Below are 21,000 nucleotides of genomic sequence, written 5' to 3' on the forward strand. Positions count from 1 at the left end.
ACCGCCGTCGCCGCCTGGACCGGCGCCAGCGCGCCGCCGCGCATGCCGTGGCGCCCTCCGCCTGTTGGGCGCTGAGCCTGGCTGGTGGCACCAGCGGGTGCGGCGGAATTCGCGGATTGACTGTGCCAGTACCAGGCGGCGGCAAGGACCACCACAATGATGCCAGCGGCGATTGCCCAGCGGGATTTATTACTGCCTTTCATCGTTATACGTTCTCATCCTGAAGACTTCGGGGAATGATACTAGTTTAGTCAGGCAACACAGCGGAAAAATGGAGGAAATATGGAAGACTGTCAGGAATGGTCTGAATGGAGGTAAACGCAAAACGGCAACATCCGTTGCCGTTTTGGGTGTTTTCTCCCTCTCCCTGTGGGAGAGGGCCGGGGTGAGGGCACCAGACCGCACCGCAACAACGCTAGCTAAACATCACCTGCGCCCAGCGTGCCAGCCCTGCGGTAACGGAGCCAAAGTCATCTCCACCCGCAATCGGAATACCCGGCAGCTGTTCCGCCAGCGCTTTTTTAATCAGCGGCGAACGGGCGCTACCCCCGGTCAGGTAGATAACGTCCGGCTTCTCTTTGCCGTTTTCCAGCGCCAGCTGCACCTGTTCCAGAATGCGCTGCAGCGGCTGCGCGAGCGCCGCCTCCAGCCCGTCCTGCGAAATGGCGGTTGCCAGTTCGTCGCTGATAAACGGCAGGGAGACCGCATGTTCAGCGCGATCGGACAGGGCGATTTTGCTCTCTTCCGCGGTACGCACCACGCGGTAGCTCAGACGCTGGCGCCACACTTTATAGAGCAGGGCGACTTTTTCACCGTCCTGCGCATCACGCACCAGATCGTTCAGGAAGCGGCCGTTGGCGGTGCTGTAAAAATCACTTTGCGCAGGCACGTCGTTGATGGCAATCGCGTTCCACCACGGCAGGATCGGCAGGGCGATGCCTTTTTCCGTTTGGCCGCCCATGCCGAGCAGCGGCATCAGGCTCTTGAATGCCAGCGCGATATCAAGATCGTTACCGCCTACGCGGCAGCCGCTGTGCCCGAGCAGGCTGTTTTCACGATCGCGACGGTTATGCCACTGCGGGCCCATCAGCAGCAGGGAGCAGTCCGTCGTGCCCCCGCCAATGTCCACGACTAATACGCGTTTTTCTTCAGTCAGTGTGGCTTCAAAGTCCAGCCCCGCGGCAACGGGCTCATACTGGAACACCACGTCGCGGAAGCCCGCGCGGTGCGCCGCACGCTTAAGGATCCCCTGCGCCTGCTGGTTGGCCTCGTCGCCGCCCAGCCCCTGGAAGTTGATCGGACGGCCAATCACCGCCTGGGTAATCGCATCGGAGACCTGCATCTGCGCCTGATGACGAATATGCAGCATCATCGCGCACACCAGGTCTTCGAACAGCGCGACCTGCTGCGGCTTCAGGCCGTTGGCGCCGAGGAAGGATTTTGGTGACTTAACGAAGTAGACCTCTTCCGGGTCTTCAATGTAATGCCCGAGCGAAGAGAGACCGAACTGCACGCTGGACGGCGTAACGTCGATGTCTTCCTCGCGGTTAAAGCTGACCGCCCGGCGCAGCAGCGCCTGGGTCTCCGCCGCCGTGGCCGGAACCTGATGGTGACGAAACAGCCATTCGCTCACCGCTTCACGCGTCGGTGCGCAGAGCATAGACGGCAGCAGCGTGCTCTCTTTTTCCATTTTCAGGAGCCGTGGCTGCCCGTTTTGCATAATCGCAACCGAGCAGTTTGCCGTACCGTAGTCAAATCCAATAAACACGATGAATCCCCATGCCGGTGAGAAGGGGCGAGACTTTAACGAAATGTCTGCATGGCGACAACAGGAATATGAAAGCAAGGCAATACAGGGTCTTTCCGTTTATGCTGATAACACTAAAAAAGGAGTAACGATGTATACCCTCACCTGGCTTCCCCCTTATGACTGGCAGTGGATGTTTGGCTTTCTTGGCGCGCGTGCGGTAACGGGCATTGAAACCGTCACACACGACTACTACGAGCGCAGTTTTGCCTGCGAAGGACATCAGGGGATATTTCGCGTGACGCCAGATATCGCAACACACACGCTGACCGTGACCCTCAGCCCGGGGTTAATTCCGGTTGCGCAGACGTGCCTTGAACGCATCGAACGCCTGTTCGATCTTGCCTGCAATCCGCAGCACATCACGGATACGCTGGGCGATCTCGGTGCTGCCCGGCCGGGCTTGCGTTTGCCGGGAGCGATGGATGCGTACGAGCAGGGCGTCCGGGCGATTCTCGGACAGCTGGTGAGCGTGGCGATGGCGGCGAAGCTGGCGTCGCGCGTGGTGGCGTTATGCGGCGAACCCGTGGCCGATTGCCCGGGCTATCTCTGCTTCCCCACGCCGCAGGCGCTGGCGGCAGCGGATCCTCTGGCGCTGAAAGCTTTAGGTATGCCGGTAAAGCGTGCGGAGTCGCTGATTCATCTGGCGCAGTCGGTCATCGACGGGACGTTTCCGCTTTTCCCACCCGCGAACATAGAGGAGGGGATGAAGGCGCTACAGCAGCGGCCGGGTATAGGGCGCTGGACGGCAAATTATCTGGCCCTGCGCGGCTGGCAGGCGAAAGATGTATTTCTTCCGGATGATTACCTGATTAAACAACGCTTTGCCGGGATGACGCCCGCGCAAATTCGTCGTTATGCCGAGCGCTGGCAGCCGTGGCGCTCTTACGCGCTGCTGCACATCTGGTACACCGACGGCTGGGCGCCGTCAGTTGATGGCGAAATAGCTGGTGTTGAGCAGTAGATCCAGCGGCTGCGGCTCGGCGATGGTGTCACCAAAGATAAAATCAATGCCGATGCCGGAGAGCGTATCCATCATGATGGGCTGGTTGCAGGGGCCCGCGATGGTTTTCATTCCCAGACGCTGGGCGTGGCCCTGCACAATGGTCACCATCATCTCATCCATCAGATTGCCATACACGTTGCTTACCACCTCAGCGTCCAGCATCAGATAGTCGGCCATATTCGCGGTCAGGTGGGTAAAGACGTTCATATCGCGTCCCACCTGGCTGAAGATCACGCGGCAGCCCGCCTGGCGAAGCTTTTGCAGACTCCGCTGCAGGTTCTTATCCGGGCTGCACACCACATCGGCAGAGATAACCAGATGTAGCAGACGACCCGGCATGGGGCTTTTATCCAGCAGGTCTAGAAGCTCATCGACCAGCGTCACGCTGGCTAAACCGGCCTCAGAAAGCGGCAGTGCCACACCCATGCCTTTACTGGCGATCTGGGCGGCATAGGTGCGGAAAAACTCGCTAAAAATACGTCTGTCGAGGGCGTGCAAAAGCTCAGGTTCCGCCAGGCCCGAGCGGAAAGCATGCTCTTCCTGGACTTCGCCCTGACTGGTCCACAGGCGTAACGACAGCAGCCAGAAATTACTGCTTTCCGGGATGCGCGGGGAGGCGACGCTGCGGGCAATTATCATCAGGTGATTGTCTTTAATCATGTGCCACTGTTCATCAAGCGACATCATGCTGCGCGTGTGGTGATCCCGCTCCTGCTGGGGTTCGTAAACCGTCACCATGCCGCGCCCGCTGTTTTTTGAGGCATAACAGGCAATATCCGCCTGCGACATGATCTCCGACGCCTGATGGTTATTTTCATCAATCAGCGTGATGCCGGCGCTGGCGCCGATCCGGTGCAGGCGGCCTTCCCACATAAAGTGATAGTCATTGATCGTGTGGATCAGGCGACCGGCAATATAGCGCGCGCTTTCAATATTGCAGTCCGGTAACAGTAAGCCGAACTCGTCCCCGCCCAGACGCGCCAGCACGTCGCTGGAGCGGAGCATGGTCAACATCAGGGAAGAGAGTTCCCGCAGCAGGGCATCGCCTGCCGCGTGGCCTGCCGTATCGTTGACGGCTTTGAAGCGATCGAGATCGATAAAGACCAGGGCATGACGCTGGCGCGTTTCGCGAACGGTCTGCAGGAGGCGTTTGAGGTGATTTTCGAAGCTGACCCGGTTTGCCAGATGGGTCAGGGCATCGTGGGAGGCGCTATAGCTGAGCTGGCGCAGCATTTTGCGCGACTCGGTCACGTCCTGAATCACGATAACCGAGCCAATATTCTGCCCATCCAGCGTGCTGAGCGGCGTAATGCTGTAATGAATATCGAAATTTCCACCGGTACGGCAATTCAGCACCACGTCCTGATCGATATCGGAACGGGACATATCGCCGCTGTGAATATTCTCCATGAGCGGCCCTTTTTCACCAAAGGTGATGTGCAACACCTTCAGGATCGGCTGGCCGATAGCCTCGGTCTGCAGCCAGCCGCTCATTTTCTCGGCCACCGGGTTCATAAAGGTGACGTTCATGTTGATATCGGTACACAGTACCGCTTCACCGATGGAATCGAGGGTGATGTGCAGACGCTCTTTTTCCTGGAAGAGGGCTTCGTTGAGCTGCTTAACCTCGGTCATGTCCATGTTGATGCCGAGCAGCCGTTCGACCTCACCCTGCTTATTAAGCACCCGGTTCGCCAGGGAGCGAATATGGCGCACGCCTTCCTTCACGCGGATGCGAAATTCCAGCTTAAACGGCAGACGGGAAATCAGAGAGTCCCGCAGCACCTTCTCTGCGTGGGCGCGATCTTCCGGCAGCATCGTGTCATGCCAGAGCTGCCAGGTGGGCTTGATGTGCGGCGGGATTTCATACAGCTCAAACATCCGCTTGTCCCAGCTGATAATGTCTGGCTCCAGATCCCACTCCCAGATGCCGATGCCGCCCGCTTCGTTAGCAAGCGTAATGCGCTCCATCAGGCGCTTATTGACCCATTCGGTCTGCTTCAGGTCGTTAATGTCTTCAATCTGGGCGATAAAATAGAGCGGCGAGCCGTCGGCATGACGCACGACGGAGACGGCCAGCAGCGCCCAGACCACTTCCCCGTCGCGGGTGTAATAGCGCTTCTCGAGGGTATAGGTATTGATGTCGCCATTGACCAGCTGTTCAAGCTGTTCCAGGTCGGTGTGCAGATCTTCCGGCCAGGTGAGCTGCTGGAAGGTCAGCGACTGGAGCTCCGTCTGGCTGTAACCGAGGAAATTGCACAGCGCCTTGTTAGCCTGAAGCCATTTGCCCTCAATGCTGACCAGCGCCATACCGATGGCCGAATACTCCATCGCATTGCGGAAGCGCTCCTCGCTTTCGGTGATGTGTTTGCGCTCGGCGCGGAAGGCGTACATCACCATGGTCATCACGTTAGCGGGCAGGAGCAGCATCAGGAACGGCAGCCAGGGGGCGTTCAGCATCGGCCCGGCGTGCTGGGTGGTCAGCGCCAGAGGGTTACGGGCAATCATCAGCGACACAACCATTACGGTGACCAGAAACACCATGAACGCTTCCATCCGTGGCAGGCGCACGGCGCTCCACATCAGCAGAACAATCACGCAGGTGAAAGGCCACGGCAGCCAGGTGATGGCTGCCCAACTGAGGGCTAACGTTACGGCCAGCGTGGTCAGCGTTTCCAGCAGCAATCTCGGGTCACGATGGCGCAGCAGATAATGGGGTTTAAACAGCAGGCCCAGCGGCACCAGCGCCAGCGCGCCAATGGCTTCTGACAACACCCAGACGAAGAAATTGCGCAGGGGTTCAGGGCCGGGTGCCAGCAGAGACACCAGAATACCGCCCACCAGCGGCGGAACCAGCGCGCTGCCGATGGCCACGCGGATCCAGTCGTTCAGATTCTGCAGCGGGTTGTACCACGGGAGCCATTTGCGCAGAAACAGCGCGCCGATAGCGGCCTCAATGACGTTGATAGAAGGGTAGATGAAGCTGACCGACCCCCATGAAAACAGCATCCACGAGGCCAGAACATTGCCGAACGAACAGGCCAGGGCGATTCCCGGCCACATTTTCCCCGCATGGCGGTAAAACGCCACCATCATAATGGCGGTGGGGAACCAGAGCGGGGCCAGCAGGGTACCGAAGCGGGTGAGCTCCAGCGAAAATAAGGTAAAGATAAAGGTGACCAGGCCCAGACAGACAAGTCGTATTAGAGGATGTGGGGTGGTAACCAAAACCCGCTGGTATTGTTTATTCATTACCGCTTTATCCAGAGACGTCATGCCGTCAGGGAAGATGTCCGAACGCGTGAATTTGATAATTTGGTTTATGCTAGTACAAACAATTTACAATTCATATGGTGACCGCTCAGAATTTGACACCATAGACTTATTAAATACTTACTCCGTTAAAAAAAACGATTAAACGCTGAAAAAACGTTCATTTAAATTTCACTCAGGGAATAAAACGTCACTTTTCGGCCAGTCTCGCAGAACCTGTGCATTCGACTGGTATCACGCCCGCGAAATCCCTATAATTGCCGCGTTTGACGCTCCGGCGTCGTCCTTCCTTAACATCCAGGTTAATCAGGTCGCTAAATTTATGACTGATAAGTCTCATCAGTGCGTCATTATAGGCATCGCCGGCGCATCGGCTTCAGGTAAAAGTCTAATTGCCAGTACGCTTTATCGCGAACTGCGTGAACAAGTAGGTGATGAGCATATCGGCGTCATTCCCGAAGACAGCTATTACAAAGATCAATCCCATCTGTCGATGGAAGAACGCGTCAAAACCAACTATGACCACCCCAATGCGATGGATCACAGCCTGCTGTTCCAGCATTTAGAAGCGCTTAAGAGCGGCCAGGCGATTGAGCTGCCCGTTTACAGCTACGTAGAACACACCCGCACTCAGGAAACCATCCGCATTGAGCCGAAAAAGGTCATTATCCTTGAAGGCATCCTGCTGCTGACCGACGCCCGCCTGCGTGAATCCATGAACTTCTCGATTTTCGTTGATACCCCGCTGGATATCTGCCTGATGCGCCGCATCAAGCGCGACGTGAATGAACGTGGGCGTTCGATGGACTCCGTTATGGCGCAATACCAGAAAACGGTCCGCCCGATGTTCCTGCAGTTTATTGAGCCATCCAAACAATACGCCGATATCATCGTGCCGCGCGGGGGTAAAAACCGCATTGCTATTGATATCTTAAAAGCGAAAATCAGCCAGTTTTTTGAATAAGCCGCGTGAATTGTGTACCGTTCAGAGATAACCTGGTTTTACCCTGAGCGCTTACCGCTTCAGGGTACGATGCATGAAAGGAGAAAGTGCCATGCGTCTTTGTGATCGCGATATAGAAGCCTGGCTGGATGAAGGCCGTTTGTCTATTACCCCACGTCCACCTGTTGAGCGTATCAATGGCGTGACCGTTGATGTACGGTTAGGTAATAAATTCCGCACCTTTAGCGGCCATACCGCACCGTTCATTGACCTTAGCGGGCCGAAGGACGAAGTCAGCGCCGCGCTCGATCGCGTGATGAGTGACGAAATCGTTATCGACGAGGGCGAAGCCTTTTATCTGCACCCAGGTGAACTGGCCCTGGCGGTGACGTTTGAATCCGTCACCCTGCCTCCTGACCTGGTCGGCTGGCTTGATGGCCGTTCTTCGCTGGCACGACTGGGACTGATGGTCCACGTGACCGCGCACCGTATCGATCCAGGCTGGTCGGGGCGTATCGTACTGGAGTTCTTCAACGCCGGTAAATTGCCGCTGGCGCTGCGCCCGGGGATGATGATCGGCGCGTTGAGCTTTGAACCGCTGTCAGGCCCGGCAGATCGTCCTTATAACCGTCGGCAGGACGCAAAATATCGCGACCAGCAGGGCGCGGTTGCCAGCCGTATTGATAAAGACTGATCGTTAGCCCATTGAGGATGCCATGAGAAGAGTTCTGACAACGCTGATGATTTTGCTGGTGGTGCTGGTGGCCGGCCTTTCGGCGTTGGTTCTGCTGGTTAACCCCAACGATTTCCGCGCTTACATGGTGCGGCAGGTCGAGGCACGCAGTGGTTATCAACTGAAGCTTGACGGGCCGCTGCGCTGGCACGTCTGGCCGCAGCTCAGCATTCTCTCTGGCCGCATGTCGCTTACGGCACCGGGGGCGTCCCAGCCGCTGGTGTCCGCAGACAACATGCGCCTTGATGTGGCGCTGTTCCCGCTCATTTCCCATCAGCTGCAGGTTAAACAGGTGATGCTGAAAGGCGCGGTGATTCAGCTCACCCCGCAATCCGAAGCCGTGCGCGATGCAAATGCGCCGGTTGCACCGCGCGAAAATACCCTGCCGGATGAGCCGTCTGATACAGGCTGGTCCTTTGATATCGGCAAGCTGAAAGTGGCCGATAGCGTGTTGGTTTTCCAGCATGAGCACCAGGAGCAGGTGACCGTTCGCAACATTAACCTGCAGATGGAACAGGATGCGCACCATCTTGCGTCGGTGGCGTTTAGCGGGCGCGTGAATCGCGATCAGCGCGATTTGACCCTCTCGCTGAATGCCAGCGTCAATGCCTCAGACTATCCGCACCAGCTCACCGCCGACATTCAGCAGCTGGACTGGCAGTTGACGGGGGCCGATCTTCCCACCCAGGGGATCGCCGGGCAGGGAACGCTGCAGGCCATCTGGCGCGAAGAACAAAAGCAGCTGGAGCTGGATAATCTCAACCTGCAGGCAAATGACAGTAGCCTGAAGGGGCAGGCGAGCGTTACTCTCGAAGAGAAGCCGAAGTGGGTGCTGAATCTGCAGTTTGACAAGCTCAATCTGGAAAACCTGCTGCCGCCGCTGCCAGCCAGCGCCACCGACAGCGATGCCACGCAGACGGGGCAAAGCCAGGCACCGGTATCGCGTCCGGTTATCTCGTCTAATCTTGATCAACCTGACTATAACGCCCTGCGCGGATTCACGGCGGATATTCTGCTGAAAGCCAATAGCCTGCGCTGGCGCGGTATTGATTTTACCGACGTGAGCAGCCAGATGTTTAACCATAACGGTTTGCTGGTGATCTCCGAACTGAGCGGTAAGATGGGCGCAGGGAACCTCTCGCTGCCCGGCACGCTGGATGTCCGTAAAGACGTTGCCAGCGCCGAATTCCAGCCGCGTCTCGACAACGTTGAGATAGGCACCATCCTGAAAGCGTTTAACTACCCGATATCCCTGACGGGGCAGTTGACGCTAGCGGGTGACTTCTCAGGCACCAAAATTGATGCCGATGCTTTCCGCCGCGAGTGGCAGGGGCAGGCGCATCTTGATCTGAAAAACTCCCGTATGGAAGGGCTTAACTTCCAGCAGCTGGTGCAGCAGGCGGTTGAGCGCAGCAGCGATGTGAAAGCGCAGGATAACTATGACAGCGCCACGCGCCTCGACAGCTTCACCGCGGACCTGACGCTGGACAACGGACAACTTTCTCTCGACGGAATGCAGGGCACCTCTTCACTGTTATCAATGACGGGTGACGGTAAGCTGGATCTGGTGAAAGAGACGGCGGACACGCGCTTTAACGTGCGGGTACTTTCCGGCTGGCAGGGTGAGAGCAAGCTCATCGACTTCCTGAAAGAGACGCCGGTTCCGCTGACCGTATATGGTAAATGGCAGGCTCTGAATTACAGCCTGCAGGTGGATCAGATCCTGCGTAAGCATCTGCAGGATGAAGCGAAACGTCGGCTTAGCGGCTGGGCGGAACGTAATAAAGATTCACAGGATGGCAAGGATGTAAAGAAGCTGCTGGATAAGCTGTGATGCCCGTTGTGCCGGGTGGCGGCTTCGTCTGATCCGGCGGCCAGTGCGGCCTGATGCCCTCACCCCGACCCTCTCCCACGGGAGAGGGAGCAAATACTAAAACGGCAACCGAGTTGCCGTTTTGTTTTACCTAAACCTCAAAATCCAGTTCTTCCTCATCCCGCAGCGGAATGAGCTGAACCTTCTGCACGCGATGGTTTTCAATCTGCAGGGTTTTCAGCAGATAGTCGCCCACCTGAACCTCTTCCCCCGGCTGCGGGATACGCTGCAAATACTCCATCAGCAGACCGGCAATGGTGTGATATTCCCGCTTTTCGTCCAGCGGCAGCGGGACATATTGCACCAGATCTTCCAGCGGCATATGTCCGTTAGCCGTCCACGAACCGTCTGCGTTTTTCTGAATGTCGTGGCGGGCGTCAATCTCATCCACCTCGTTAGGCAAATTACCGGCGATGGTTTCCATTACGTCGCTGAGCGTGACCAGCCCTTCCACCGAACCAAATTCATCCACCACAAAGGCAAAGTGCGTGCGCGCGTTACGGAATTGCTCAAGGGCGGAGAGCAGCGGTAGCCCCTCCGGGAAGACCAGCGGCTGGCGTACCAGCACGCGCAGATTGAGCGGCTCGCCGTGCAGCTGCTGCTGGAGCAGGTCAATAACGTGCACCACGCCCAGCAGCTCCTCTTCCTCTTCACCGCCGGTCACCACCACGCGGGTGTGCTGGTTTTTATCCAGCAGGGCGCGAATGTGCTCTTCGGGTGCCGTCAGGTCGATATGTTCAATGTCATGTCGTGAGGTCATGATGCTGCTGACCGTCCGCTGGTTCAGATTGAGCACCCGCTCGATCATCCGCCGTTCCTGCGGATCAAAGATCAGCCCGTCGCTGTGGTCGGCCAGCATGGCGGAGGATTCGGCGTCCAGCTCCGCATCCTCTTTCTTACCGCTTAACAGGCGCATAACCGTGTCGGCCGTACGCTGACGCAGGGTCTGATTCGCGGACAGGAAGCGGCGGCGGTTAAATATCGCCAGCTGGTTAAGCGCTTCAATCATGACGGAGAACCCGATGGCGGCATACAGGTAGCCTTTCGGAATATGGAAGCCAAAACCGTCGGCCACCAGGCTAAAGCCAATCATCAGCAGGAAGCTCAGACAGAGAATGACGATTGTCGGGTGACTGTTCACAAACCGTGTGAGCGCCTTGCTGGCCATCACCATCAGGGTGATGGCGATAATCACCGCGGCCATCATCACCGCAAGGTGGTCCACCATCCCGACGGCGGTGATCACCGAGTCCAGGGAGAAGACCGCATCCAGCACCACGATCTGCGCTACCACCGGCCAGAATTTCGCCCCGCGGCGCTGGGTTGGGTTCTCGCTGTCTTTGCCTTCCAGTCGCTCGTTGAGTTCTACCGTGGCTTTGAACAGCAGGAACAACCCGCCGAAGAGCATGATGAGATCGCGGGCGCTAAAACTCAGACCGTGAATGGAGAACAGTGGCTGAGTGAGAGTGACCAGCCAGGAGATAGAGGCCAGCAGCAGTAACCGCATCACCATCGCCAGCAGCAGACCCGTCACGCGCGCGCGGTCGCGCTGGGAAGGGGGCAGTTTTTCAGCGAGGATGGCGATAAAGACCAGATTATCAATCCCGAGCACTAACTCGATGACGACCAGCGTAACCAGCCCGGCCCAGATTGAGGGATCGGCAATCCATTCCATAGTAATAGTAATACCTTCTGTTATATGACGAATGTCACACTTCGATCATGGATAAAGCTGGGGGAAATTGCAATGCCGGGCTGAGATTTCTCTTAATACGAGGGGTAAAAAAGAGAGCATTCTCAACAGGGTGTAAATAAGCGAAATACGTATATTTAATTACAAAGAAAGCATTTTAGGATATATCGCAGATAATGGTTTTTAGTCTCTTTTTGTCAATATAAAGAAATTCCTAAAAGGTCAAAAATTTGCTCTTAATATTAATCTTAAAAACTGATATTAGGACAGTTGTCTCCTTGCCTGCTATTAGGTTAGCTGCAACAATTCTCCCAGCATCAAATGTTAAATCTCGGTGTTGCTATTAATGTTCGGTCTTCAGGGATGGTTATTCATTATCCGTCTGGTTTCTCAAGCGGCTGATATATTTCCAGAAGACCTTGCTCAAGAGGGTGTCTATCCATAACACATTGTTTAGTCAGTGGATTGGTAACTGAAAGCCAAGGGCGGTAGCGTGCCTGAAAGCGTGTGAATCAGCCCCGATTATTCTGTCAATAGCCAATGGATGAATAAGCTTTTTTTAGGACTGATGCCAGTTATATTTCTATTTGATTAACTGCATGCTGAAACCCAATACGACTCGAGCTTATTTAAATTGCACAGGGTAATTACTCTGCCAAAGTGATAAATAATCAATGATGAAATCCAAAATGAAATTGATGCCATTATTGGTGTCTGTGACCTTGATGAGTGGTTGCACGGTCTTTCCCGGCAGCAATATGTCAACAATGGGTAAGGATGTGATCAAGCAACAGGATGCCGATTTTGATCTCGACAAAATGGTGAATGTTTATCCACTTACGCCTCGTCTGGTCGAACAATTACGTCCACGTCCGAATGTTGCCCAGCCGAATATGTCGCTGGACCAGGAAATTGCGTCCTACCAGTACCGCGTGGGGCCGGGTGACGTGATCAACGTGACCGTCTGGGACCACCCGGAACTGACCACGCCAGCGGGCCAGTACCGCAGCTCAAGCGACACCGGTAACTGGGTGCAGTCAGATGGCACCATGTTCTATCCCTACATTGGTAAAGTCCATGTTGCAGGGAAAACGCTTGCCGAGATCCGTAGTGATATTACCGGCCGCTTAGCGCAGTACATCGCCGATCCGCAGGTGGACGTTAATATCGCCGCATTCCGCTCGCAAAAAGCCTATATCTCAGGCCAGGTGAACAAATCCGGCCAGCAGGCCATCACCAACGTTCCTCTGACCGTACTGGATGCCATTAACGCCGCGGGCGGGTTAACCGACGGCGCCGACTGGCGCAACGTGGTGCTCACCCACAATGGGAAGGAGCAGCGCATCTCGCTGCAGGCGCTGATGCAAAACGGCGATCTGACCCAGAACCGTCTGCTCTATCCGGGCGACATTCTCTACGTGCCACGCAATGACGATCTGAAAGTCTTCGTGATGGGTGAAGTGAAGAAACAGAGCACCCTCAAAATGGACTTCAGCGGTATGACCCTGACCGAAGCGCTGGGCAATGCTGAAGGTATCGATCTGACGACCTCTAACGCGACCGGTATCTTCGTGATCCGTCCGCTTAAAGGTGAGGGCAGTGCGAAAGGCAAGATTGCCAACATCTACCAGCTGGATATGTCCGATGCGACCTCTCTGGTGATGGCGACGGAGTTCCGTCTTCAGCCATACGATGTGGTGTACGTCACCACCGCGCCGGTTGCCCGCTGGAACCGTCTGATCAACCAGTTGCTGCCAACCATCAGTGGCGTTCGCTACATGACGGATACGGCGCGCGACATTCATACCTGGTAATCCGCGATGTTTAACAAAATTCTGGTGGTATGCGTGGGGAACATTTGCCGTTCCCCCACGGCTGAACGGTTGTTGAAACACTACCAGCCCGAACTGACCGTTGATTCGGCAGGGCTGGGTGCACTAGTCGGTAAAGGTGCCGATGAGCGCGCTACGAGCGTGGCGCGGGATCATCACCTCTCTCTCGATGGCCACGTGGCCCGCCAGGTCACTGGCCGCATGTGCCGGGAGTATGACCTGATCCTGACGATGGAAAAACGCCATATTCATGCGCTGTGCGATATCGCTCCGGAGATGCGCGGCAAGGTGATGCTGTTTGGTCACTGGGACAATGAACGTGAAATCCCCGATCCGTATCGCAAAAGCCATGAGGCCTTTGAGGCGGTTTACACCTTACTTGACCAGTCTGCCCAACAGTGGGCGCAGGCACTGAAAGTTCAGCAGGGATAACAATGACAGAAAAAACAAGACCTTCTGCCGCCCCGATTTCGGGCAGTGATGAAATTGATATTGGGCGCCTGGTCGGCACTGTTGTAGAGGCAAAGTGGTGGGTGCTTGGCATTACCGCCGTATTTGCCGCGGCGGCCGTCGTCTACACGCTTTTCGCCACCCCTATCTACAGCGCCGACGCGCTGGTGCAGATCGAGCAGAATACCGGCAACTCGCTGGTGCAGGACATCGGTTCCGCGCTGGCGAACAAGCCGCCGGCATCCGACGCCGAAATTCAGCTCATCCAGTCACGTCTGGTGCTGGGTAAAACGGTTCACGACCTCGGGCTCGATATCTCCGTCACCAAAAATACCTTCCCGGTCTTTGGTGCCGGCTGGGATCGTCTGATGGGGCGAAGCAACGACACGGTGAAAGTGACTGACTTCGTGCTGCCGAAAGGGGCTGCCGATCAGACGTTTACCCTGACGGTGCTTGGTCCGAAACAGTACCAGCTAACCAGCGACGCGGGCTTTAGCGCACGCGGTGAAGTGGGGCAGATGCTGACCAAAGACGGCGTCAGCATGATGGTCAGCGCGATTAACGCCCAGGAGGGCGGTGAATTTACCGTCACCAAATTCTCCACGCTGGGGATGATCAACAATCTGCAAAACAACCTGACCGTCACCGAAAACGGTAAGGACACCGGTGTGCTGAGCATGACCTTTACCGGTGAAGATAAGGATCAAATCCGCGACATCCTGAACAGCATTACCCGCAACTATCTTGAGCAGAACGTTGAGCGTAAGTCGGCGGAAGCGGCGAAAAGCCTGGCCTTCCTCGCGAAACAGCTCCCGGAAGTACGCGGCCGTCTGGATGATGCCGAGAACAAGCTGAACGCCTACCGTCAGGATAAAGACTCCGTTGACCTGCCGCTGGAGGCGAAATCGGTCCTCGATTCGATGGTTAACATTGATGCGCAGCTCAACGAGCTGACCTTCAAAGAGGCGGAGATTTCCAAGCTTTATACCAAACGTCACCCGGCCTACCGCACGCTGCTGGAGAAACGCCGTACGCTGGAAGAAGAGAAAGCGAAGCTCAATGACCGCGTGACCGCGATGCCGAAAACGCAGCAGGAGATCGTGCGTCTGACCCGCGACGTGGAGTCCGGACAGCAGGTTTACATGCAGCTGCTGAACAAGCAGCAGGAGCTGAAAATCACCGAAGCCAGTACCGTGGGTGACGTGCGCATCGTCGACCCGGCTATTACCCAGCCTGGCGTACTGAAGCCGAAGAAAGCGCTGATCATTCTCGGCAGCATTATTCTCGGCCTGATGCTCTCTATCGTGGGCGTGCTGTTGCGTTCCCTGTTCAACCGCGGTATCGAAAGCCCGCAGGTGCTGGAAGAGAGCGGTATCAACGTCTATGCCAGCATTCCGCTGTCTGAGTGGCAAAAATCCCGTGACAGTGTCAAAACCATCAAGGGCGTTAAGCGTTACAAACAGAGCCAGCTGCTGGCGGTGGGTAACCCGACCGACCTCGCTATCGAAGCGATCCGTAGCCTGCGTACCAGTCTGCACTTCGCCATGATGCAGGCCAAAAACAACGTCCTGATGTTAACCGGCGTTAGCCCGTCAATCGGTAAAACCTTCGTCTGCGCCAACCTGGCGGCGGTGGTCAGCCAGACCAACAAGCGCGTGCTGCTGATCGACTGTGATATGCGCAAGGGCTATACCCACGAACTGCTGGGCACCAACAACGTTAACGGTCTGTCGGAAATCCTGCTCGGCAAAGGCGACATTAGCCAGAGCGCGAAACCAACAACGGTGCCGAAATTTGACCTGATCCCACGCGGTCAGGTGCCGCCTAACCCGTCCGAGCTGCTGATGAGCGAACGCTTCACCGAGCTGGTGGAGTGGGCGAGCAAAAACTACGACCTGGTGCTGATCGATACGCCGCCAATTCTGGCCGTGACCGACGCGGCCGTTGTTGGCCGCCATGCGGGTACCACGCTGATGGTAGCGCGTTACGCGGTGAACACCCTGAAAGAGGTGGAAACCAGCCTGAGCCGCTTCGAGCAGAACGGCATTGAGGTGAAAGGGGTGATCCTGAACTCCATCTTCCGCCGCGCGACCGGGTACCAGGATTACGGGTATTACGAGTACGAATATAAGTCTGACAGTAAATAAAAAAACACACCCCACACCCCTCACCCTAACCCTCTCCCCAAAGGGGAGAGGGGACTGTTCGGTGCTGGATTTGGGGGACGAACGTAATGATAACCACTGGCTGCCTTTCACCCTCTCCCCTTTGGGGAGAGGGCCGGGGTGAGGGGAAAAAATGACCACACAACGCCCTTTAGTTTCAATCTATATGCCGACATGGAATCGTCAGCAGCTGGCGATCCGCGCAATCAAGTCGGTGTTACGTCAGGATTACGATAACTGGGAGCTGATCATCGTTGATGACTGCTCTTCCTCGTATGAACAGCTGCAAAAGTTTGTGACTGACCTCAACGACCCGCGGGTGGTCTATACGCATAACGCCATTAACTCCGGCGCATGTGCGGTGCGTAATCAGGCGATTATGCAGGCCAAAGGGCAGTATCTGACCGGTATCGACGACGATGACGAATGGACGCCGAACCGTCTGTCTATCTTCCTGTCGCATAAAGAACAGCTGGTTACGCACGCTTTTCTGTATGCCAACGACTATGTCTGCCAGGGCGAAGTTTACTCGCAGCCCGCCAGTCTGCCGCTATATCCGAAATCACCGTACTCTCGCCGCCTGTTCTACAAGCGCAACATTATTGGTAACCAGGTTTTCACCTGGGCGTGGCGTTTCAAAGAGTGCCTGTTCGATACCGAACTCAAGGCCGCGCAGGATTACGATATCTTCCTGCGCATGGTGGTGGAATACGGTGAACCGTGGAAAGTGGAAGAGGCCACGCAGATCCTGCACATCAACCACGGGGAGATGCAAATCACCTCCTCGCCGAAAAAGTTCTCCGGCTACTTCCATTTTTACCGCAAGCACAAGGACAAGTTTGACCGTGCCAGCCGCAAATATCAGCTCTTTACCCTCTATCAGATCCGCAATAAGCGCATGAACTGGCGCACGCTGCTGACGCTGCTTTCCGTGCGTAACGGCAAGCGCCTGGCTGACGGGCTTCGGGGGAAATAATGTTTCTGGAAGATTGCCGCGCTAACAGCTGGAGCCTGCGTCCGTGCTGCATGGTTCTGGCGTACCGCATCGCGCACTTTTGCTCGGTGTGGCGTAAGAAAAACGTCCTGAACAACATCTGGGCGGCACCCGTGCTGGTGCTGTATCGCATCATCACCGAATGCTTTTTTGGCTATGAAATCCAGGCCGCTGCCACCATTGGCCGCCGCTTTACCATCCACCACGGCTATGCGGTGGTGATCAACAAGTTCGTGGTCGCCGGGGATGATTTCACCATTCGTCATGCGGTCACCATTGGCAACCGTGGGCCTGACAGCCTGGCCTGCCCGGTCATCGGCAATAACGTCGAGCTGGGGGCGAACGTGGTGATCGTTGGTGACATCACGATTGGTAATAACGTCACGATTGGTGCTGGCAGCGTGGTGCTGGACAGCATTCCGGATAACGCGCTGGTGGTGGGAGAAAAAGCCCGCGTGAAGGTGATTAAATGAACATTCTGCAATTTAACGTACGCCTCGCAGAAGGCGGAGCGGCAGGCGTGGCCCTGGATCTGCACCAGCGCGCGCTGCAAAAAGGACTTCAGTCGCGTTTTATTTATGGCTACGGCAAAGGCGGCAAGAAAAGCGTCAGCCACGATAACTTCCCGCAGGTGCACAAGCACACGCCGCGTCTGACCTCGATTGCCAACATCGCGCTGTTCCGCCTGTTTAACCGCGATCTGTTTGGCAACCTGAACAATCTTTACCGCACGGTGACCCGCACCACGGGCCCGGTTGTGCTGCATTTTCACGTACTGCACAGCTACTGGCTGAATCTGGAAGAGGTGGTGGCGTTTTGTCAGAAGGTGCAGGCCCACAAGCCCGACACCCGCTTTGTCTGGACGCTGCACGATCACTGGAGCGTAACCGGGCGCTGCGCGTTTACCGACGGTTGCGAAGGCTGGAAAGATAACTGCCAGAAGTGCCCGACGTTAAGCAACTATCCGCCGGTGAAGGTGGATCGCGCGCATCAGCTGGTGGCCGGAAAGCGTCAGCTGTTCCGCGACATGCTCTCGCTCGGCTGTACGTTTATCTCTCCAAGCCAGCACGTGGCAGATGCCTTCAACAGCCTGTACGGGGCAGGGCGCTGTCAGATTATCAACAACGGCATCGACGTGGCGACGGAAGCCATTCTTGCGGAGCTGACCCCGGTGGCGGAAACCGCAGGTAAACCGAAAATCGCTATCGTAGCGCATGACCTGCGCTACGACGGTAAAACCAACCAGCAGCTGGTGCGCGATATGATGGCGCTGGGGGACAAGATAGAGCTTCATACCTTCGGCAAGTTTTCACCGTTCGAAGGGGCCAACGTGGTGAACCACGGGTTTGAGACCGACAAGCGCAAGCTGATGAGCGCGCTGAATGAAATGGACGCGCTGGTGTTCAGCTCCCGCGTGGATAACTACCCGCTGATCCTCTGCGAAGCGCTCTCAATCGGCGTGCCGGTGATTGCCACCCACAGCGATGCGGCGCGTGAAGTGCTGGAAAAATCCGGCGGGAAAACCTTCACGGAGCAGGAGGTCCTGCCCCTGGTACAACTGCCGAAGGCGCAGATTGCTGAGATCGTTTTTGGCACTGACCTGGAATCGTTCCGCAACCGCAGCCGCAAGGCCTACAGTGGACAACAGATGCTGGAGGAATATGTCTCGTTCTATCAGAGTCTGTAGTTATCTGCTGCTGCCGCTGATCTACCTGCTGGTCAACGTCAAAATTGCCCAGCTCGGCGAAAGCTTCCCGATAACCATCGTGACCTTCTTGCCCGTTCTGCTTCTGCTGTATGTCGATAAAATCAACCTGAAGAAGCTGATGATTGCCTTAGGGCTGGGCACGGGACTGACGCTGTTTAACTACATCTTTGGCCAGTCGCTGGATGCCAGTAAATACGTCACGTCAACCATGCTGTTTGTTTATATCGTCATTATTATCGGTATGGTCTGGAGTATTCGGTTTAAAACTATTTCTCCGCACAATTATCGGAAAATCCTTAGGTTCTTTTATATTGCCGTTGCGTTAATTGTTATGCTTGCCGCACTGGAGATGGCGCAAATTATTCTGACCGGTGGCAGCAGCCTGATGGAGATAATTTCGAAATATCTCATTTACAGTAACAGCTATGTATTGAACTTCATCAAGTTTGGCGGGAAGCGTACTACAGCCCTCTATTTTGAACCGGCGTTTTTCGCTCTGGCGTTAATCTCAATTTGGCTCAGCATCAAACAGTTTGGTATCAAAACGCCTAAGACCGATGCTATGATTCTTGCAGGAATTGTTCTGTCTGGATCGTTCTCAGGGGTAATGACATTTATCCTGTTTTACCTGCTGGAGTGGGCGTTCCAGTACCTGAACAAAGATGCGATTAAGAAAAAACTGCCGCTGGCGATTATCTCTCTGACGGTATTTATGGTAGGCGTGATATTTGCCTTCCCGTACATCTCAGAACGTCTGGGTGATTTGGGAACGGAAGGGTCTTCGTCCTATTATCGCATCATTGGACCACTGGTGATGGTGGGTTATTCATTAACCCATATTGATGGGGTAGTAAGATTCGGCTCACTTTACGAATATGTTGCATCATTCGGAATCTTTAACGGTGCGGATGTCGGTAAAACCATAGACAATGGTCTGTATCTGTTAATTATTTATTTTTCGTGGTTCGCCGTACTGTTGACCCTGTGGTATCTGTTTAAAGTTTTCAAAATGATGATTAACGCGTTTGGTGATAACCAGAACTTTCGCGTTCAGCTTTATCTTTTTACTCCGGTGTCGCTGTTTTTTACCGGGTCAATATTTAGCCCGGAATATGCTTTCTTGATTGTCTGTCCGTTTATTCTGCGCAAGGCGCTTAATATTACGAACGTATGACGAAATGAGGTGATTTATGTTTCTTAGCGTCATTACTGTCGCATTTCGTAATTACGAAGGGGTGGTAAAAACCTGGCGCTCGCTGCGCAACCTGGCGCGCGATCCAAGCCTCACCTTTGAGTGGATTGTGGTCGACGGCGGCTCGAACGATGGCACGGCGGAGTTTCTGGAAAAACTCAACGGTGAGTTCAACTTACGCTACATCAGCGAGAAAGATAAAGGCATCTACGATGCGATGAATAAAGGCATCAACATGGCACAAGGCCGTTATGCCATCTTCCTGAATTCGGGCGACATTTTCCATGATGACGTGGCGCTGTTTGCCCGTCAGCTGGCGCGCCAGAAAGAGGATGCCATGTATATTGGCGATGCACTGCTCGATTTTGGCGACGGACATAAAGTGTGCCGTAGCGCGAAGCCAGGCTGGTATATCTATCACAGCTTACCGGCCAGCCATCAGGCTATTTTCTTCCCGGTAAAAGGTCTGAAAAAACAGCCTTACGATTTGCAGTATAAAGTGTCTTCCGATTATGCACTGGCTGCCAGCCTGTACAAATCAGGTTACCCGTTCCGTCGAATTAAAGGGCTGGTATCTGAATTCTCAATGGGCGGCGTGTCAACGTCTAATAATCTGGAATTGTGCCAGGATGCCAAAAACGTACAGCGTAAAATATTACGCGTGCCGGCATTCTGGGCGGAATTGTCTTATTTATTACGCGTGCGCACCACGGGTAAAACGAAAGCCTTATATAACAAAGCCTGAATATAAGGAAACGTAATGCAGGATCTGAAAGGTTTCTCCGTACCGAAAGGTTTTCGGGGCGCGGGCGGTATTAAAGTGCAGCTGTGGTGGGCCGTTCAGGCCACCTTATTTGCCTGGTCTCCACAAATACTGTACCGCTGGCGAGCATTTTTATTGCGCCTGTTTGGCGCAAAAATAGGAAAAAACGTAGTCATCAGACCTTCGGTAAAAATTACCTATCCGTGGAAATTAACGCTTGGGGATTACGCCTGGGTAGGGGATGACGCGGTGTTATATACCCTGGGCGAGATTACGATTGGCGCAAATTCGGTGGTTTCACAGAAATGTTATTTGTGCACCGGCAGCCACGATTTTATGAGTCAGCATTTTGATATTACCGCTTCGCCTATTGTGATTGGCGAAAAATGCTGGCTGGCAACGGATGTTTTTGTTGCACCGGGTGTTTCTGTTGGCGATGGCACGGTAGTCGGTGCCCGCAGCAGCGTTTTTAAATCGCTACCGGCAAATAAAGTTTGCCGTGGCAACCCCGCAGTGGTGATACGCGAACGCGTTGAAACTGATTAAATTCATAAGTAGAGGAATATAA

At 55.0% G+C, this 21,000-nt stretch carries 16 protein-coding genes and 1 pseudogene; 13 read left to right on the top strand and 4 right to left on the bottom strand.

Features of this window, described 5'->3' with window-relative positions; all coding sequences use genetic code 11:
* A pseudogene (locus DOU50_RS17850) lies at nucleotides 1-203 on the bottom strand (multidrug transporter subunit MdtA); the annotation flags it as partial.
* A gap of 212 nt (nucleotides 204-415) precedes the next feature.
* A complete protein-coding gene (gene yegD / locus DOU50_RS17855; RefSeq protein WP_148769847.1) occupies nucleotides 416-1,768 on the bottom strand; it encodes a molecular chaperone in 1,353 nt (450 codons plus the stop codon).
* A 130-nt stretch (nucleotides 1,769-1,898) separates the two neighbouring features.
* Between yegD and alkA the strand changes: the two genes are divergently transcribed.
* Nucleotides 1,899-2,771: a DNA-3-methyladenine glycosylase 2 gene (alkA, locus tag DOU50_RS17860; RefSeq protein WP_148769848.1), complete on the top strand. Its 873-nt coding sequence runs from the start codon at nucleotides 1,899-1,901 to the stop codon at nucleotides 2,769-2,771.
* Here alkA and DOU50_RS17865 read toward each other — a convergent pair.
* The gene (locus DOU50_RS17865; RefSeq protein ID WP_048992960.1) at nucleotides 2,736-6,065 is read right to left on the bottom strand and encodes a diguanylate cyclase; all 3,330 of its coding nucleotides are present in this window, start codon (nucleotides 6,063-6,065) and stop codon (nucleotides 2,736-2,738) included. The two genes, alkA and DOU50_RS17865, sit on opposite strands and share 36 nt — an antisense overlap.
* A 343-nt stretch (nucleotides 6,066-6,408) precedes the next feature.
* Between DOU50_RS17865 and udk the strand changes: the two genes are divergently transcribed.
* The 3 genes from udk (at nucleotide 6,409) to asmA (ending at nucleotide 9,596) form a co-directional block, all read left to right on the top strand.
* The gene (udk, locus tag DOU50_RS17870; RefSeq protein ID WP_008500855.1) at nucleotides 6,409-7,050 is read left to right on the top strand and encodes a uridine kinase; all 642 of its coding nucleotides are present in this window, start codon (nucleotides 6,409-6,411) and stop codon (nucleotides 7,048-7,050) included.
* A 91-nt stretch (nucleotides 7,051-7,141) separates the two neighbouring features.
* Nucleotides 7,142-7,723 carry a dCTP deaminase gene (gene dcd / locus DOU50_RS17875; protein WP_023312408.1) on the top strand — a complete coding sequence of 194 codons (582 nt, stop codon included), beginning with the start codon at nucleotides 7,142-7,144 and terminating at the stop codon, nucleotides 7,721-7,723.
* A 22-nt stretch (nucleotides 7,724-7,745) separates the two neighbouring features.
* Complete coding sequence (asmA, locus tag DOU50_RS17880) at nucleotides 7,746-9,596, top strand: outer membrane assembly protein AsmA (protein ID WP_148769849.1); 1,851 nt, start codon at nucleotides 7,746-7,748, stop codon at nucleotides 9,594-9,596.
* Nucleotides 9,597-9,726: 130 nt separating this feature from the next.
* Here asmA and DOU50_RS17885 read toward each other — a convergent pair whose 3' ends face one another.
* Nucleotides 9,727-11,310, bottom strand: a complete 1,584-nt coding sequence (locus tag DOU50_RS17885; protein ID WP_048992952.1) for a TerC family protein — start codon at nucleotides 11,308-11,310, stop codon at nucleotides 9,727-9,729.
* A 692-nt stretch (nucleotides 11,311-12,002) separates the two neighbouring features.
* Between DOU50_RS17885 and DOU50_RS17890 the strand changes: the two genes are divergently transcribed.
* The 9 genes from DOU50_RS17890 to wcaF all read left to right on the top strand — a co-directional run bounded on the left by DOU50_RS17890 (nucleotide 12,003) and on the right by wcaF (nucleotide 20,978).
* Nucleotides 12,003-13,142 carry a polysaccharide export protein gene (locus DOU50_RS17890; protein ID WP_014170829.1) on the top strand — a complete coding sequence of 380 codons (1,140 nt, stop codon included), beginning with the start codon at nucleotides 12,003-12,005 and terminating at the stop codon, nucleotides 13,140-13,142.
* A gap of 6 nt (nucleotides 13,143-13,148) precedes the next feature.
* Nucleotides 13,149-13,592 (top strand): low molecular weight protein-tyrosine-phosphatase Wzb, encoded by a 444-nt coding sequence (wzb, locus tag DOU50_RS17895; protein ID WP_023312405.1) that lies wholly within the window; start codon nucleotides 13,149-13,151, stop codon nucleotides 13,590-13,592.
* 2 nt (nucleotides 13,593-13,594) lie between these two features.
* Complete coding sequence (gene wzc, locus DOU50_RS17900; protein WP_024908108.1) at nucleotides 13,595-15,757, top strand: tyrosine-protein kinase Wzc; 2,163 nt, start codon at nucleotides 13,595-13,597, stop codon at nucleotides 15,755-15,757.
* A gap of 151 nt (nucleotides 15,758-15,908) precedes the next feature.
* Nucleotides 15,909-16,751, top strand: coding sequence for a colanic acid biosynthesis glycosyltransferase WcaA (gene wcaA / locus DOU50_RS17905; protein ID WP_023312403.1), 843 nt, complete (start codon nucleotides 15,909-15,911; stop codon nucleotides 16,749-16,751).
* Nucleotides 16,751-17,242 (top strand): colanic acid biosynthesis acetyltransferase WcaB, encoded by a 492-nt coding sequence (wcaB, locus tag DOU50_RS17910; protein ID WP_032642828.1) that lies wholly within the window; start codon nucleotides 16,751-16,753, stop codon nucleotides 17,240-17,242. Before wcaA ends, wcaB begins: the two co-directional genes overlap by 1 nt.
* A complete protein-coding gene (wcaC, locus tag DOU50_RS17915; protein WP_048992951.1) occupies nucleotides 17,239-18,456 on the top strand; it encodes a colanic acid biosynthesis glycosyltransferase WcaC in 1,218 nt (405 codons plus the stop codon). The genes wcaB and wcaC overlap by 4 nt, the downstream gene beginning before the upstream one ends.
* Nucleotides 18,431-19,651, top strand: coding sequence for a colanic acid polymerase WcaD (gene wcaD / locus DOU50_RS17920; RefSeq protein WP_024908105.1), 1,221 nt, complete (start codon nucleotides 18,431-18,433; stop codon nucleotides 19,649-19,651). The genes wcaC and wcaD overlap by 26 nt, the downstream gene beginning before the upstream one ends.
* Nucleotides 19,652-19,667: 16 nt before the next feature.
* Nucleotides 19,668-20,414 carry a colanic acid biosynthesis glycosyltransferase WcaE gene (wcaE, locus tag DOU50_RS17925; protein ID WP_024908104.1) on the top strand — a complete coding sequence of 249 codons (747 nt, stop codon included), beginning with the start codon at nucleotides 19,668-19,670 and terminating at the stop codon, nucleotides 20,412-20,414.
* 15 nt (nucleotides 20,415-20,429) lie between these two features.
* Nucleotides 20,430-20,978 carry a colanic acid biosynthesis acetyltransferase WcaF gene (wcaF, locus tag DOU50_RS17930; RefSeq protein WP_048224018.1) on the top strand — a complete coding sequence of 183 codons (549 nt, stop codon included), beginning with the start codon at nucleotides 20,430-20,432 and terminating at the stop codon, nucleotides 20,976-20,978.
* The last annotated feature ends 22 nt before the right edge of the window (nucleotides 20,979-21,000 follow it).

Origin of the sequence: Enterobacter sp. C6, assembly GCF_008122455.1 — a bacterium.
In the GTDB taxonomy this organism is placed as follows: domain Bacteria; phylum Pseudomonadota; class Gammaproteobacteria; order Enterobacterales; family Enterobacteriaceae; genus Enterobacter; species Enterobacter pseudoroggenkampii.